Below are 14,444 nucleotides of genomic sequence, written 5' to 3'. Positions count from 1 at the left end.
GCACATCGTCGCGACGCAGCTGCCGTTGCTCTACGACGACTGGAAGCGCCGGCGGCTGCCCCGGCGGTCGCGGACGGCCGGGTCCGGGCCGCCGGGGCGCAGGCTCCCCTCTTCCCGTCCCCGCCCGACGCAGCGGCGCTGGAGCGGGCCATCGCGGGTCTGGGCGCCGACCACCCGGAGGCGACGGCCGCGCTGGTGCGGGTGGGCGGTACGAGCGGTTCCTGGAAGGGCGCATCAGGGGTCGCGGACGTCCGCAGCGGGCGCGGGGTGATCGAGGACGGCCGGTTCCGGGCGGGTTCGGTGACGAAGGCCTTCACCGCGGCCGTGGTGCTGCAGCTGGCCGCCGAGGGCAGGGTGGATCTGGACCGGCCGGTGCAGGAGTACCTGCCGGGGCTGCTGCCCGGCGGGCCCGGCGGCTTCGAGGCCGTCTCCGTACGCCAGTTGCTGAACTACACGAGCGGTCTGAGGTCGGCGGACGGCCCGGGGGACGATTTCGCGGACGAGTACGCCCACCGCTTCGACGTGGTGGACCCGCGGGCGCTGATCGCCAACGCGGTGGCCAAGGGCCCCGAGTCCCGGCCCGGCGAGAAGCAGCACTACAGCAACATCCACTACACGGTGCTCGGCGTGCTGATCGAGAAGGTGACGGGGACGACGTACGAGAAGGCGGTGTCCCAGCGGATACTCCGGCCGCTGGGGCTGCGTGACACCTCGTTCCCGGCCCGCACCCAGACCCGGATACCGGGCCCCCACAACCACGGCTACCAGGCGGTGCCGCGGCCGGGCGGGGGCAGCTCCCTGGTGGACGTGACGGAGTGGAACTCCTCCTCCAACTGGGCGGCCGGGGACCTCATATCGACCACGACGGACCTGGAACGGTTCACGGTGGCACTGTTCGGCGGCAAGGTGGTACCGCGGCCCCAACTGGAGGAGATGTTCACCGTCCCCGACGTGCAGGACGCCGAGACCGGCGGGCACGCGGTACAGACGGCCGGCCTGAAGGAGTTCAGGCTGCCGGGCGGCGCCGTGGTCTACGGCAAGACCGGGGGCCGCTTCGGCTACAACACCGTGATCGGCGGCAGCCGCGACCTCTCCCGCACGCTCGTGTACTCGGTGAACTCCACCGATGCCAAGGGCCGGGACATGAACAAGGTGGCCATGGGCATCGTGGGCGCGGCCTTCGCGAAGTAGCGGGGTGCCCCCGCTCAGGCGGGCAGCGCTTCCAACCGCTTGATCATGCGCCGCAGGGCCAGCAGGGGGATCACGCCGAAGACGCCGAACGACATGTCGATCAGTGACCACCCGAAGGGGATCCCGCGTATCGGTCCGCAGATCAGTGCCAGCGGGATGATCCCGAGGCAGGCGATCATGCCGGCCTCCACGATCCAGATGTTGCGGACGGGGTCGCGGTGGACTCCGTAGAAGAAGACCGCGATGACCAGGTGGGCGAAGGCGAGCCAGTCGGTGCCGTAGAGGAGGAAGGGGTAGTCGGCGTCGGCCCGGTCCAGTCCGTCGCCCACGCGCCGCAGCCAGTCGTTGCCCACCAGGGAGTTGGCCCAGTGGAGCTCGGTGACCAGGGGGAAGGCGGTGAGCCCGCTGAGGACCAGGCAGACGACGAACAGCAACAGCCAGGCACGGATCCGCCGTTGGAGGGCGCTTCTCTCGCTCATGGGAGAAGCCTACGACCAGAACTGAACACGTTCAGCCAATTTCCTGAACGCGTTCAGTGCGAACTGGGCGGGGCGGGCGGTCCGGTCAGAGTCCGACGATGGAGTTCCAGCGCTTGGCGAAGGAGGAGCGTTCGGCCGAGGAGATGTCCCGGGCCACGACGAGGCGCTTGCGCATCCCTTCGTCGGGGAAGATCAGCGGGTTCTCGGCGAGCTTGGCGGTCTCCTTGTCCGGGGAGGCGGCCAGCACCTCGCGGGCGGCGGGCACCGGGCAGACGTAGTTGACAGCGGCCGCGAGTTCGGCGGCCACAGCGGGATCGTAGTAGTAGTCGACGAGGGCCTCGGCGTTGGTCTTGTGGCGGGCGAGGTTGGGGACGAGCAGGCTCTCCGCCCAGAGTTCGGCACCCTCCTCGGGGACCACGAACTCGATGTCGGGGTTGTCGGCCTGGAGCTGGATGACATCGCCGGAGTAGGCCTGGCAGGCCAGGACGTCCCCCTTGCTGAGGTCGGAGGTGTAGTCGTTGCCGGTGAAGCGGCGGATGTGCCTCTTCTTCACCATGCTCTCGACCTGGTCGCACATCCGGTGGAAGTCGGTTTCGGTCCACCGGGTGACGTCGGCGCCGTTGCCCTGCATGAGCAGGGCGAAGGACTCGTCGAGACCGGAGAACAGCGTCACCTTGCCGGCCAGGTCCGGCTGCCAGAGGTCCCTGACGGACTTGATCTCCCGGCCCAGGGCCTTGCGGTTGTAGGCGATGCCGGTGATCCCCGACTGCCAGGGGACGGTGTGCAGCCGGCCCTCGTCGAAGGCGGGGGAACGCAGTTGGGGGTCGAGGTACCTGGCCACGTTGCCCTGGGCGGAGCGGTCCATCTTCTGGGCCCAGCCCAGGTGGACGAAGCGGGCGGCCATCCAGTCGCTGACGACCACGAGATCGTGACCGGTCGACTGGTGGTTCATCAGGGCCGGGCTGACCTTGCCGAAGAACTCGTCGTTGTCGTTGATCTCCTCGGTGTACCGGACCTCGATGCCGGTCTTCTTCGTGAAGGCCTCCAGCGTAGGGCGGCTCTCCTCGTCCTGGTCGTCGGTGTCGATGTAGAGCGGCCAGTTGGAGAAGGCGACGCTCTGGTCCCGGTCCGAGAGGTCCTGGCCCTGCCGCCGGTCCTCGGGGACGTAGGCGGCGGGCACACCACATCCGGTGAGGGCGGCCAGCAGGCCCGCGGCACCGAGGCCGCGCAGCGCCGCGCGGCGGGAGAAGGCGAGTTCAGGCATGGGCACAGCCTCGGCGAACGCGAAGGGGCGGGCAATAGACAAGGTGTCTACTGCCCGCCCCTTCAGCGGCCTGCGGTGATCAGTGCGCGCCCGTCACCGCGACGGTCCCGGCGGATCAGCCGTCGAGCGAGGTCATCACGTGCTTGATGCGGGTGTAGTCCTCGAAGCCGTAGGCGGAGAGGTCCTTGCCGTAGCCGGACTTCTTGAAGCCGCCGTGGGGCATCTCGGCGACGAGCGGGATGTGGGTGTTGATCCACACGCAGCCGAAGTCGAGGTTCTTGGACATGCGCATCGCGCGGCCGTGGTCCTTGGTCCACACGGAGGAGGCGAGGGCGAACTCGACTCCGTTCGCGTACTCCAGGGCCTGCGACTCGTCCGTGAACGACTGGACGGTGATGACGGGGCCGAAGACCTCGTTCTGGATGATCTCGTCGTCCTGCTTGAGGCCCGAGACGACGGTCGGGGCGTAGAAGAAGCCCTTGTCGCCGACCCGGTGGCCGCCCGCCTCGACCTTGGCGTGGGCGGGGAGGCGCTCGATGAAGCCCGCGACCTGCTGGAGCTGGTTCGGGTTGTTCAGCGGGCCGTACAGCACGTCCTCGTCGTCCGGCTGTCCGGTCTTGGTCTCCGCGGCGGCCTTGGCGAGCGCGGCCACGAACTCGTCGTGGATCGACTCGTGGACGAGTACGCGGGTGGCGGCGGTGCAGTCCTGACCGGCGTTGAAGTAGCCGGCGACGGCGATGTCCTCGACGGCCTTGGCCAGGTCGGCGTCCTCGAAGACCACGACCGGGGCCTTGCCGCCGAGCTCCAGGTGGACGCGCTTGACGTCCTTGGAGGCGCTCTCGGCCACCTGCATGCCCGCGCGCACGGAACCGGTGATGGAGGCCATCGCCGGGGTGGAGTGCTCGACCATGGCCTTGCCGGTCTCGCGGTCGCCGCAGACGACATTGAAGACGCCCTTGGGCAGGACGGAGTCGATGATCTCCGCCATCAGGACGGTGGAGGCCGGGGTGGTGTCCGAGGGCTTCAGGACCACGGTGTTGCCCGCGGCGATCGCCGGGGCGAACTTCCACACGGCCATCATCATCGGGTAGTTCCACGGCGCGACCTGGGCGCACACGCCGACCGGCTCGCGGCGGATGATCGAGGTCATCCCGTCCATGTACTCGCCGGCCGAACGGCCCTCCAGCAGGCGCGCGGCGCCGGCGAAGAAGCGGATCTGGTCCACCATCGGCGGCAGCTCCTCGCTGGCTGTCAGGCCCAGCGGCTTGCCGGTGTTCTCCGACTCGGCGGCGACGAGCTCGTCCGCGCGCGCCTCGAAGGCGTCCGCGATCTTGAGCAGGGCCTTCTGGCGCTCGGAGGGCGTGGTGTCGCGCCAGCCCGGGAAGGCGGCCGCGGCGGCGGCCATGGCGGCGTCCACGTCGGCCTGGCCGGACAGCGGGGCGGTCGCGTAGACCTCTCCGGTGGCGGGGTTGACCACGTCGGTGGTCCGCCCGTCGGCGGCGTCCTTGAACTCCCCGCCGATGTAGTTGCGCAGACGACGCAGTTCGGTGGTCACTACAGCCACGCTCCTGATCACATGTCCAATGATTGAGACGACCCCCCAAGACTAGCGCCTCCGGCGACGCTTTCGACAGAGCCGGACACCACGAACTACGAAATCCGTGCAATCGAAGACCTCCCGCAACGGATTTCATCGATTACGGGTTGCGGAACGGACGACTCCTCGTGCACAGTGAGGTCGTGGTCAGTCGAAGCGCAGATTCCAGGAACAGACAACCGTCCCCTTCGGTCGATGCTGTGTCCCTGGCGATCATCGAGCAACTCCAGGAAGACGGTCGCCGTCCCTACGCGTCGATCGGCAAGGCAGTCGGCCTCTCCGAAGCCGCCGTCCGCCAGCGCGTGCAGAAGCTGCTGGACCAGGGCGTCATGCAGATCGTCGCCGTCACCGACCCGCTCACCGTGGGTCTGCGGCGCCAGGCCATGGTCGGCATCAACGTCGAGGGCGACCTCGACCCGGTGGCCGACGCACTGACCGCGATGGCCGAGTGCGAGTACGTCGTGATGACCGCGGGCTCGTTCGACCTCATGGTGGAGATCGTCTGCGAGGACGACGACCACCTGCTGGAGACGATCAACAAGAAGATCCGCACGCTCCCCGGCGTGCGATCAACCGAGAGCTTCGTTTACCTGAAGCTCAAGAAGCAGACCTACATGTGGGGAACCAGATAACCGTGAGCCAGGACCTCTCCAAGACCGCGTACGACCACCTGTGGATGCACTTCACCCGCATGTCGTCCTACGAGAACTCCCCCGTACCCACCATCGTCCGGGGCGAGGGCACCTACATCTGGGACGACAAGGGCAAGCGCTACCTGGACGGCCTCGCGGGCCTGTTCGTGGTCAACGCCGGTCACGGCCGCAAGGAACTGGCCGAGGTCGCCTACAAGCAGGCGCAGGAACTCGCGTTCTTCCCCATCTGGTCGTACGCGCACCCCAAGGCCGTCGAGCTGGCCGAGCGCCTTGCCCACTACGCCCCGGGCGACCTGAACAAGGTCTTCTTCACCACCGGTGGCGGCGAGGCCGTCGAGACCGCCTGGAAGCTCGCCAAGCAGTACTTCAAGCTGCAGGGCAAGCACACCAAGTACAAGGTCATCTCCCGCGCGGTCGCCTACCACGGCACCCCGCAGGGCGCCCTGTCCATCACCGGCCTGCCGGCCCTCAAGGCCCCCTTCGAGCCGCTGGTCCCCGGCACGCACAAGGTGCCGAACACCAACATCTACCGCGCCCCGATCTTCGGCGACGACCCGGAGGCCTACGGCCGCTGGTGCGCCGACCAGATCGAGCAGGAGATCCTGTTCGAGGGCGCCGACACCGTCGCCGCCGTCTTCCTGGAGCCGGTGCAGAACGCCGGTGGCTGCTTCCCGCCGCCGCCCGGTTACTTCCAGCGCGTCCGCGAGATCTGCGACGAGTACGACGTGCTCCTCGTCTCCGACGAGACGATCTGCGCCTTCGGCCGTCTCGGCACGATGTTCGCCTGTGACAAGTTCGACTACGTGCCGGACATGATCACCTGCGCCAAGGGCATGACCTCGGGCTACTCCCCGATCGGTGCCTGCATCATCTCGGACCGCCTCGCGGAGCCCTTCTACAAGGGCGACAACACCTTCCTGCACGGCTACACCTTCGGCGGACACCCGGTGTCCTCCGCCGTGGCCCTGGCCAACCTCGACATCTTCGACAAGGAAGGCCTGAACCAGCACGTGCTGGACCAGGAGGGCAACTTCTTCAACACCCTGAAGAAGCTGCACGACCTCCCGATCGTCGGCGACGTCCGCGGCAACGGCTTCTTCTACGGCATCGAGCTCGTCAAGGACAAGGTCACCAAGGAGTCCTTCACGGACGAGGAGACCGAGCGCGTGCTCTACGGCTTCCTCTCCAAGGCGCTCTTCGAGAACGGCCTGTACTGCCGCGCCGACGACCGTGGGGACCCGGTCATCCAGCTGGCCCCGCCGCTGATCGCGGACCAGGGCACCTTCGACGAGATCGAAGGCATCCTGCGCTCGGTGCTCACCGAGGCCTGGACCAAGCTGTAACCCCGGCGCCCCCGGCTCCGGCCGGGCGCCGGACCGTCCGGCACGGCAGCCGCCGGACGCCGCGATAGTCCGATCACACGGCCCGGATCCCCCGTTCGAGTGAGAACGCGGGGGTCCGGGCCGTGTGCTGTCACCATCCAAGACGTTCATCTCTTTACATCTCAGTGCGGCGCCAGTGACCGAAGGGGCTCCGCTTCGTTCCCCCGGACGGAGGTGTACGCCATGGTGGCTCCATCGGACAATGCCCCACCGGACAATGACGTGCTCTGGGCACGGGCCCTTCACTACTCCCACGGCGGTTCCCCCGGACTCATCGGGGTCACCGCCGGAGTGCGCCAGGGCGAGATCCTGGCCGTGACCGGCCCGCGCGGCAGCGGGAAGACCACGCTGCTGCGCTGCCTGACCGGCCGGCTGGTGCCCGAACAGGGCGAGGTCTGGTTCGACGGCGTCCCCGTCCACACACTCGGCCCCGTCGCCCGCGAGCGGCTGCGCCGCGACCGGTTCGCCTGGATCGGACCCGAGCCCCAGCTGCTGCCGGAGCTCAAGGTGTGGGAGAACACGGCCCTGCCCCTGTTGCTCACCGGCGCCACGCACCGCGCCGCCAAGAACGCCGCCTGCGCCTGGCTGGACCGCCTCGACATCGGCGCATTCGCCCGCAAGCGCCCCGGCGCCCTGACCCGCGCCGAATGCCAGCGGGTCGCCCTCGCCCGGGCCCTGGTCGGGGAGCCCACCGTGCTCTTCGCCGACGAGCCGACCGCCCCGCTGCACCGCGGCGAGCGCGCCCTGCTGCTGCGGACGCTCACCACCGCCGCCCGCTCCCACGGGATCACCGTGGTGCTGGCCACCCACGACGAGGAAACCGCCGCCCAGGCGGACCACAGGCTGGACCTGCTCGACGGCCGCCCGGCCGGGGCCGCCACGGCGGCCGACTCCCCCCGGACCACGGAGGACCAGGCCGCGTGCTCGCTCTCCGCCTAGCCCGCGGCTCCCGCCCCGCGGTCCAGCTGCGCCGGATGCTCGTCGCCGCCGCCTCGGCCGGCAGCGGGTTCCTGCTGCTGTACGTCCTCGCGGAGGCGATGGCCCGGCCCGCCGGCTCGCTGCCCCGGCTGCTGTGGGCCCTCGTGCCGCTCGCCGCCACCGTGCAGTTCGCGGTGGCGGTGGCCCGGACCGACCCGGCGACCCGGCCCCGCGAGGGCCTCGACGCCGTCGGGCTGGGACCCGTACGGCTCACCCTGGTCGGCGCGGTCTCCACCGCCGTCGCCTGCGCCCTCGGCAGCGCCCTGGCCCTGGCCGTCTTCCTGCACCTGCGGGGCGAACTGGCGGGCCTGCCCTTCGACGGCGCGGGAGCCGGACTGCTCCACGCCGACCAGCCGCTGCCGGTGGCCGGGGCGCTCACCCTGCTGTCCATGATCCCGCTCACGGCCTCCGCCGCCACCGTCGTCGCCCTGCGCCCCCGCCCCCCGGCGGCCGGGCTCAGCCCCCAGTCCGGAGTGCCCTGGGGTGTGGCGCTCGCCGCCAGCGGGCTCGCCGTCGAGACCTACGCCGGCCCGCGCGGCGCGGCCGTTCCGGCCGGCTGGGTCCTGATCGCGGTCGGGCTGGCCCTCGCCGGGCCCGGCCTGGCCTACGCCTGCGGCACCCTCGTCCAGGCCGTCCGCCCCGGCGCGCTGCGGCTGCTCGCCGGGCGGGCCCTCCAGGAGGAGGCCCCCCGCCTCGGCCGGCCCCTCGGGGTGCTGTGCGCCGTCGGCGCCGCCGCCCTCACCTCCGTGGCCCTGGGCGACCGGGGCGGGGCCCTCACCCCGCTCGGACCGCTGACCGGTCCGGCCGCCGCCCTCGTGGCCCTGTGCGCGGGCGCGACCCTTCTCACATCGGCCGCCGAATCCCGCCACTCCCGCTCCGCCGCCCGGGCGGCCCTCCTGGACCTCGGAACCCCGGGAACGGTGCTGCGTACGGCCGTGACCGTACGGGCCGCCGCGCTCCTCGTCGTGTGCCTCCCGCTCAGCTGGGGTGTGGCGCAGCTGACGTCGCTGGCTTTGACCCACTGAGCGGACCAGCGCCTAGTGTGGGCCGAATGGTCAACGCAGACATCGAGATCGAGACGCTCGCGGAATTCGACCGGGTCGCGGCCCGGGGCTCACTGAGCGGGTACCGCGTCCAGTCGGTCAACCTGCTGGAGCGGACGTTCGCGCTGCTGTCCGCCGACACCTCCGACGCCGTGTTCCTGGGCTGCGCGATGGAGCCCGACGCCTCGGCGAAGGTCCGCGCGGACGGCGCGCTCGTCTTCCCCCCGGTGCCGGACCTGCCCTTCGACCCGTACCGGGGGCGGCTGTACACGGCGGACGAGCTCTTCGTCGGCCTCGCCGACGGTTACGGGTCCACCCCGGACGCCCAGGCCTACGCCTGGTTCCAGGAGACCAAGGCCGACGGGGACGTCTTCTCCTCGATGCTCCGCTCCGTCCACGACGACGCCGTCTCCGACGCCCTCGACGAGCACCTCGCGGGTGCCCGCGTGGTCGGCGTGATGGGCGGCCACGCCGTGGAGCGCGGCGGCCGCGACTACCGGGGCGCCGCCGAACTCGGCCGGGCGCTCGCCCGGTCGGGCATGACCGTGGCCACCGGAGGCGGGCCGGGTGCGATGGAGGCCGCCAACCTCGGCGCCTACCTGGCGCCGGCCCCCGACGGAGCCCTCACCGAGGCACTCGACATGCTCGCGAAGGCACCCTCCTTCGCCCCGTCGGTCTCCGACTGGGCGCGCGCCGCCTTCGCCGTACGGGAGCGGTGGCCCGAGGGCGGCGATTCCGTCGGCATCCCGACCTGGTTCTACGGTCACGAGCCGCCGAACCCCTTCGCGGGCCACATCGCCAAGTACTTCGCGAACGCCACCCGTGAGGACGGGCTGCTCGCCCGGTCGACGGCGGGCGTGGTCTTCCTGCCCGGTGCGGCGGGCACCGTGCAGGAGGTCTTCGACAACGCGACGCCCAACTACTACGCGTCGGGGTCCGTACCGGCCCCGATGGTCCTGGTCGGACGCGCCCACTGGACCGGGCACCTGCCGGTCTGGCCGCTGCTCCAGGCCCTGGCGCGCGGCCGCGCGATGGAGTCGCGGATCGCGCTGGTGGACTCCGTGGACGAGGTCCCGGACGCCCTCGCCTCGATGCGCTGACTTATCACCCGTTCCCGAGGCAACTTCCGGGGCCGTTCACACGTCTGGTCTAGGTACCGCAAAACCTGCCAGACGTGAACGGAGCCCTCTGTGCTCATAGGCCTGCTGACCGCTGTCGCGGCGTCCATCTGCTACGGCACGGGATCCGTCCTGCAAGCCGTGGGCTCGCGCCGGGCCGCCCGGACCTCCCCGGCCGCCGCCGGGGTGACGGCGCACGGCGGACCGAACCTCACCTCGACCGCCAAGGCGGCGATGACCTGGGAGTTCATCGTCGGCACGATCCTCGACTTCGTCGGGTTCGGACTGGGTGCGCTGGCCGCGCGGATGCTGCCGCTGTTCCTGTCCCAGACGGTCATCAGCGCGAACCTGGTCATCACCGCCGTGCTGAGCGTCAAGATGCTGGGCATCCGGCTGACCCGCAAGGAGTGGGGCTCCATCGCGGTGGTGTGCGCGGCGCTGGTGCTGCTCGCCACGGCCGCCGGTCACGAGGGCGGCCACCACGCCCCGATGGCCACGCACTGGTGGCTGCTCGCGGTGACCGCGCTGATCATCGTCGGCGGCACGGTGGCCGTGCGCTTCCTCGGCGCCCGGGCCGCGATCCTGGCGGGCCTGCTCTCGGGGCTGGCCTTCGGCGCGCTGGGCGTCGGCGTGCGGATCCTGGACGGCGTCGAGCCCTTCGCCCTGGGCACGATGCTCGCCGACCCGGCCCTCTACGCCATCGTGCTGGCCGGGGCGGGTGGCATGTACCTGCACACCGTCGCCCTCCAGATCGGCTCCGTCAACGGTGCGACGGCGGCGCTGGTCGTCGGCGAGACGGTGCTCCCCGGAGCCATCGGCGTGCTCTGGCTCGGCGACGCCTCCCGGCCGGGACTGGCATGGCTGGCCGTACTGGGCTTCGTCCTGGCGGTCACGGGCGCCGTGGCGGTGGCCTGGTACGGCAACCACGACGGGGCCGGGGAACCGGCGCCGGAGCCCGTCCCCGAGCCGGTGTCCTGACGCGCGGACACCCCTGCGGCGGCCGCGGGCCCGTCGCCCCGTTCACCCCCGCGGGTGCCCGGGGTGGCGGGCCCGCGGCCGCTGCCGCTTGCTGGGTGCATGGAGACCACCACCGCCCGGATGGAGACGCCGCGCGCCGCCGGTGCGGCCGGGATCCTCTTCGCGCTGCTGACGGCTGCCTCGATCGCCCTGATCCGCTACGCCCTCCCCTCGGACGTCGCCCACGGACCCGTGGATCCCGACCGGCGCTGGGCGGTGAGCGCGGCGCTGGAGATCGTCCCGTTCGCGGGGATCTTCTTCCTCTGGTTCATGGGCGCCCTGCGCGCCCACACCGGGGACGCCGAGGACCGCTTCGTGGCCACCGTCTTCCTGGGCAGCGGCATCGTCTTCGCGGCCACCCTGTTCGTCGCCGCCGCCGCGGCGGGCACCGTCCTCCAGGAGAGCACGGCCCAGTCCGGCTTCGGCCGCTCCTTCGCCTACACGGTGCTGACGACGTACGGGATGCGGATGGCGGCCGTGTTCGTCTTCACGACCTCGTCCATCGGCATGCGGCTCGGAGTCTTCCCGAAGCCGCTGGTCCGGCTGGGCTTCGTCGTCGGGCTGGTGCTGCTGCTGGTGGGTTCCTCGCTGCCCTGGTCCGAGATGCTCTTCCCGGCCTGGGCCCTGGCCGTCAGCGGGTACATCCTGCGGGTGAGCAGGCGCTAGTCCTCCCGGCAGGCGACCCCGGGGTGGGACGTGCATTCTGGAGGTCGGGGGTGACGGGGGTGTTCGGGCCACGGAAGGGCTGATGCCTCATGAGGCTTGTCGTCGACCTCAACCGCTGCCAGGGATACGCCCAGTGCGCGTTCCTCGCTCCTGAAGTGTTCGCGATGCACGGTGACGAAGCGCTGCTCTACGACCCGAACCCGGCCAAGGACGGGGAAGCGGACACGGAGCTGCGCGAGAACGTCACCCGGGCGGTGGCCGCCTGCCCGGTGCGGGCGATCCTGCTGGAGCTGGCGGACGGCCATGCCGGGGACGGACCGGGAGGCGCGTCATGAGCGCCGACGGCAGCCTGGAGCGGCTCAAGCGCGAGGGGCGCATCGTCGTCGTCGGTGCTTCGCTGGCGGGCCTGCGGGCCGCCGAGACCATGCGGGAGAAGGGCTTCACCGGCTCCCTCACGATGATCGGCGACGAACCGTACGAGCCCTACGACCGGCCCCCGCTGTCCAAGCAGGTGCTGCTGGGCCGGGCCGGCCCGGAGCACACCGCGCTCCCCCGCCGCCGGGACATCGGGGCCGAATGGCGTCTCGGAGTCCCCGCGACCGGCCTGGACATGGCGGCCCGCCGGGTCCGCCTCGGCGACGGGAACGAGGTGGAGTACGACCGGCTCCTGATCGCCACCGGCGTACGGGCCCGGCCCTGGCCCCAGGCGGACGAGGCCGCGCTCGACGGGGTCTTCGTGCTGCGCACCCGTGACGACGCGGCCGCGCTGGAGCAGAAGCTCGCCGCCGGACCGCGCCGGGTGCTGGTGATCGGCGCCGGATTCACCGGCTCCGAGATCGCCTCCGCCTGCCGGGAACGCGGGCTGCCCGTCACGGTCGCCGAACGGGGCGCCGCGCCGCTGGTCGGCGCCCTCGGCGGGGTGATCGGCGAGGTGGCCGCCGAGATGCACCGCGAGCACGGGGTGGACCTGCGCACCGGGGTCATGGTGACGGGGCTGGAGGGCGACGCCACCGGGCGGGTCCGCGCGGCGCACCTGTCCGACGGCACCACCCTGGAGGCGGACGTGGTGGTCGTCTCCCTCGGGGCCATGCGCAACACCGAGTGGCTGGCCGGGTCCGGGCTGGGCGCGGGCCCCCGCGGCATCGCGTGCGACGCGGGCTGCCGGGCCTTCGACATCCGGGGCATCGTCACCGACGACATCTACGTGGCGGGGGACGTGGCACGTTCCCCGCACGCCCTGTTCGGGTACCAGTTCCTGTCCCTGGAGCACTGGGGCAACGCGGTCGCGCAGGCGGAGACGGCCGCGCACAACATGCTCAGCGAGAGCGCGGACCGCCGCCCCCACCTGTGGGTGCCGGCGTTCTGGTCCTCCCAGTTCGGCGTGAACATCAAGTCGGTCGGAGTGCCCTCGATGGGCACGGAGATCCTGATCGCCCAGGGCTCGCGCGGCGAGCGCCGGTTCACGGGCGTGTACGGCTACCAGGGCCGCGTGATCGGCGCCGTCACCTTCGACCAGTCGCGGTGGCTGCAGTTCTACGAGCGGCTCATCGAGGAGACCGCGCCCTTCCCGCCGCCGTTCACCACCATGGACCGCAGGCCGGAGGGCAACCGGCCGATGCCCGCGGACTTCCCCGACCCGTCGGTGCCCACGCACGGCCCGACCATCACCCTCAGCGGCTATTCGCCGGCCGACCGGCGGATGACGTTCACCCCCGCGCACCACTGACCCGGACGCGCCCTCCCCGGAGGAACGCGAGGAGCACGAGGACCCCTCATGACCCAAGACATCCTGCGTCAGATCCTGGACTACTCCAACCGGGCCGACCCGTACCCGCTCTACAAGGAGCTGCGCCGGACGCCGGTCTACCACGACGGCAGCGGGCCGTTCGTCGTCAGCACCTACTACGAGATCCAGGCCCTGCTGCACGATCCGCGGATCAGCTCCGACGCCCGCAACCTGGCGTCCACGGCCGCCGACCCGCTGGCCGAGCCGGGCGGGGAGGAGGAGACGGTCCTGCCGCCGTCCTTCCTGAAGCTCGACCCGCCCGAGCACGACCGGCTGCGCCGGATGACCAACCGGCCCTTCGGCCCGCCGCACTCCCCGCACCGCGTGCACGACATGCGGGGCGACCTGCACGACATCGTCAAGGGCCTGATCGACAAGATCGCGGAGAACGGCAACGCCGAACGGATCGACCTGGTCGAGGACTTCTCCTACCCCTTCCCCGTGACCGTGATCTGCCGGCTGCTGGGCGTGCCGCCCGAGGACGAGGCGCGCTTCCACGTCTGGGCGGACACCCTCGCGGCGAGCCTGGACCCGGATCCGGACGCGGACCCCAAGGAACGCGAGAGGCGTACGCACGACTCCCGTATGGAACTGGGCATGTACCTGTCCGGACTGATCGAGGAGCGGCGCAAGAACCCGACCGGCGACATGCTCTCCGAGCTGGCCACCGGGAACAGCCCGGACGGCACCATGACCACGATGGAGGTGCTGAGCACGGCAGCGCTGCTGCTCATCGCCGGCCACGAGACCACGGTCAACCTGATCACCAACGGAATGCTCACGCTGCTGCGCTTCCCGGACGTGCTCGACCGGCTGCGCAACGAGCCGGAGCTGTCCGTCAACCTCGTGGAGGAACTGCTGCGCTACGAGCCCCCGGTGCAGCTGGTCCCCCAACGCACCACCCTCGCCGACATCGAGGTGGCGGGCGTGTCCATCCCCAAGGGCGCCCCCCTGTGGCTGGTCCTGGCCGCCGGGAACCGTGACCCCCTGCGCTTCGAGGACCCGGACCGCTTCGACCCGGACCGCGCGGACATCCAGCACCTGGGCCTGGGCAGCGGCATCCACAGCTGCTTCGGGGCACCGCTGGCCCGGCAGGAGGCCCAGCTGGCCCTGAGCGAGCTCGCCCGCAGGCTGGAGAACCCCCGGCTGCTGGCCGACCCGCCCGAGTACCGCCAGAACGCGGTGCTGCGCGGCCCCCGCCACCTGCCGATCGCGGTCGACGGCATCCGGCCCTGAGGGCGCCGACGGCGCGGCGCGATCCGAGGGCCGG

Annotated in this window: 14 protein-coding genes; 11 read left to right on the top strand and 3 right to left on the bottom strand. The window is 71.3% G+C overall.

Annotated elements, in window-relative coordinates; all coding sequences use genetic code 11:
• A partial coding sequence (locus ABZW32_RS25980; RefSeq protein ID WP_356219932.1) for a serine hydrolase domain-containing protein occupies positions 1-1,191 on the top strand: 1,191 nt, incomplete at its 5' end.
• A 14-nt stretch (positions 1,192-1,205) separates the two neighbouring features.
• Here the strand turns inward: ABZW32_RS25980 and ABZW32_RS25975 are convergent.
• The 3 genes from ABZW32_RS25975 to ABZW32_RS25965 all read right to left on the bottom strand — a co-directional run bounded on the left by ABZW32_RS25975 (position 1,206) and on the right by ABZW32_RS25965 (position 4,489).
• Positions 1,206-1,670 carry a hypothetical protein gene (locus ABZW32_RS25975; protein WP_280918365.1) on the bottom strand — a complete coding sequence of 155 codons (465 nt, stop codon included), beginning with the start codon at positions 1,668-1,670 and terminating at the stop codon, positions 1,206-1,208.
• Between the two features lie 85 nt (positions 1,671-1,755).
• Entirely contained in the window at positions 1,756-2,934 is a 1,179-nt protein-coding gene (locus ABZW32_RS25970; RefSeq protein ID WP_356219929.1) for a spermidine/putrescine ABC transporter substrate-binding protein, read from the bottom strand.
• Positions 2,935-3,049: 115 nt separating this feature from the next.
• Entirely contained in the window at positions 3,050-4,489 is a 1,440-nt protein-coding gene (locus ABZW32_RS25965; RefSeq protein WP_280918367.1) for a gamma-aminobutyraldehyde dehydrogenase, read from the bottom strand.
• Positions 4,490-4,659: 170 nt separating this feature from the next.
• On the opposite strand from ABZW32_RS25965, the gene ABZW32_RS25960 reads away from it, so the two are divergent.
• The 10 genes from ABZW32_RS25960 to ABZW32_RS25915 all read left to right on the top strand — a co-directional run bounded on the left by ABZW32_RS25960 (position 4,660) and on the right by ABZW32_RS25915 (position 14,410).
• The gene (locus ABZW32_RS25960) at positions 4,660-5,163 is read left to right on the top strand and encodes an Lrp/AsnC family transcriptional regulator (RefSeq protein ID WP_007266859.1); all 504 of its coding nucleotides are present in this window, start codon (positions 4,660-4,662) and stop codon (positions 5,161-5,163) included.
• Complete coding sequence (locus tag ABZW32_RS25955; RefSeq protein WP_356219926.1) at positions 5,148-6,527, top strand: aspartate aminotransferase family protein; 1,380 nt, start codon at positions 5,148-5,150, stop codon at positions 6,525-6,527. The genes ABZW32_RS25960 and ABZW32_RS25955 overlap by 16 nt, the downstream gene beginning before the upstream one ends.
• Before the next feature lie 222 nt (positions 6,528-6,749).
• Positions 6,750-7,505 carry an ATP-binding cassette domain-containing protein gene (locus tag ABZW32_RS25950; protein WP_356219923.1) on the top strand — a complete coding sequence of 252 codons (756 nt, stop codon included), beginning with the start codon at positions 6,750-6,752 and terminating at the stop codon, positions 7,503-7,505.
• A complete protein-coding gene (locus ABZW32_RS25945; RefSeq protein ID WP_356219920.1) occupies positions 7,487-8,569 on the top strand; it encodes a hypothetical protein in 1,083 nt (360 codons plus the stop codon). Before ABZW32_RS25950 ends, ABZW32_RS25945 begins: the two co-directional genes overlap by 19 nt.
• A gap of 26 nt (positions 8,570-8,595) precedes the next feature.
• Positions 8,596-9,687 carry a Rossmann fold nucleotide-binding protein gene (locus ABZW32_RS25940; RefSeq protein WP_356219918.1) on the top strand — a complete coding sequence of 364 codons (1,092 nt, stop codon included), beginning with the start codon at positions 8,596-8,598 and terminating at the stop codon, positions 9,685-9,687.
• Positions 9,688-9,777: 90 nt separating this feature from the next.
• A complete protein-coding gene (locus tag ABZW32_RS25935; RefSeq protein WP_356219916.1) occupies positions 9,778-10,683 on the top strand; it encodes a hypothetical protein in 906 nt (301 codons plus the stop codon).
• A gap of 99 nt (positions 10,684-10,782) precedes the next feature.
• Complete coding sequence (locus ABZW32_RS25930) at positions 10,783-11,388, top strand: hypothetical protein (RefSeq protein WP_356219914.1); 606 nt, start codon at positions 10,783-10,785, stop codon at positions 11,386-11,388.
• 89 nt (positions 11,389-11,477) lie between these two features.
• On the top strand, positions 11,478-11,723 hold the full coding sequence (locus ABZW32_RS25925; RefSeq protein WP_356219911.1) for a ferredoxin: 246 nt from the start codon (positions 11,478-11,480) through the stop codon (positions 11,721-11,723).
• A complete protein-coding gene (locus tag ABZW32_RS25920) occupies positions 11,720-13,114 on the top strand; it encodes an FAD-dependent oxidoreductase (protein ID WP_356219909.1) in 1,395 nt (464 codons plus the stop codon). The genes ABZW32_RS25925 and ABZW32_RS25920 overlap by 4 nt, the downstream gene beginning before the upstream one ends.
• Before the next feature lie 48 nt (positions 13,115-13,162).
• Complete coding sequence (locus ABZW32_RS25915; RefSeq protein ID WP_356219907.1) at positions 13,163-14,410, top strand: cytochrome P450; 1,248 nt, start codon at positions 13,163-13,165, stop codon at positions 14,408-14,410.
• Positions 14,411-14,444: the final 34 nt, after the last annotated feature.

Origin of the sequence: Streptomyces sp. NPDC004667 (assembly GCF_040609475.1) — a bacterium.
Classification (GTDB): Bacteria; Actinomycetota; Actinomycetes; order Streptomycetales; family Streptomycetaceae; genus Streptomyces.
The sequence above is the reverse complement of the archived record's forward strand: the minus strand, read 5'-3'. Positions and strand labels throughout refer to the sequence as shown.

What these genes read in the sequence shown, in the direction of transcription:
- ABZW32_RS25930 (WP_356219914.1), top strand. Translation starts at nt 10,783, where the DNA reads ATGGAGACCACCACCGCCCGGATGGAGACGCCGCGCGCCGCCGGTGCG.
- ABZW32_RS25925 (WP_356219911.1), top strand. Translation starts at nt 11,478, where the DNA reads ATGAGGCTTGTCGTCGACCTCAACCGCTGCCAGGGATACGCCCAGTGC.
- ABZW32_RS25915 (WP_356219907.1), top strand. Translation starts at nt 13,163, where the DNA reads ATGACCCAAGACATCCTGCGTCAGATCCTGGACTACTCCAACCGGGCC.
- ABZW32_RS25920 (WP_356219909.1), top strand. Translation starts at nt 11,720, where the DNA reads ATGAGCGCCGACGGCAGCCTGGAGCGGCTCAAGCGCGAGGGGCGCATC.
- ABZW32_RS25950 (WP_356219923.1), top strand. Translation starts at nt 6,750, where the DNA reads ATGGTGGCTCCATCGGACAATGCCCCACCGGACAATGACGTGCTCTGG.
- ABZW32_RS25975 (WP_280918365.1), bottom strand. Translation starts at nt 1,670, where the DNA reads ATGAGCGAGAGAAGCGCCCTCCAACGGCGGATCCGTGCCTGGCTGTTG.
- ABZW32_RS25970 (WP_356219929.1), bottom strand. Translation starts at nt 2,934, where the DNA reads ATGCCTGAACTCGCCTTCTCCCGCCGCGCGGCGCTGCGCGGCCTCGGT.
- ABZW32_RS25940 (WP_356219918.1), top strand. Translation starts at nt 8,596, where the DNA reads ATGGTCAACGCAGACATCGAGATCGAGACGCTCGCGGAATTCGACCGG.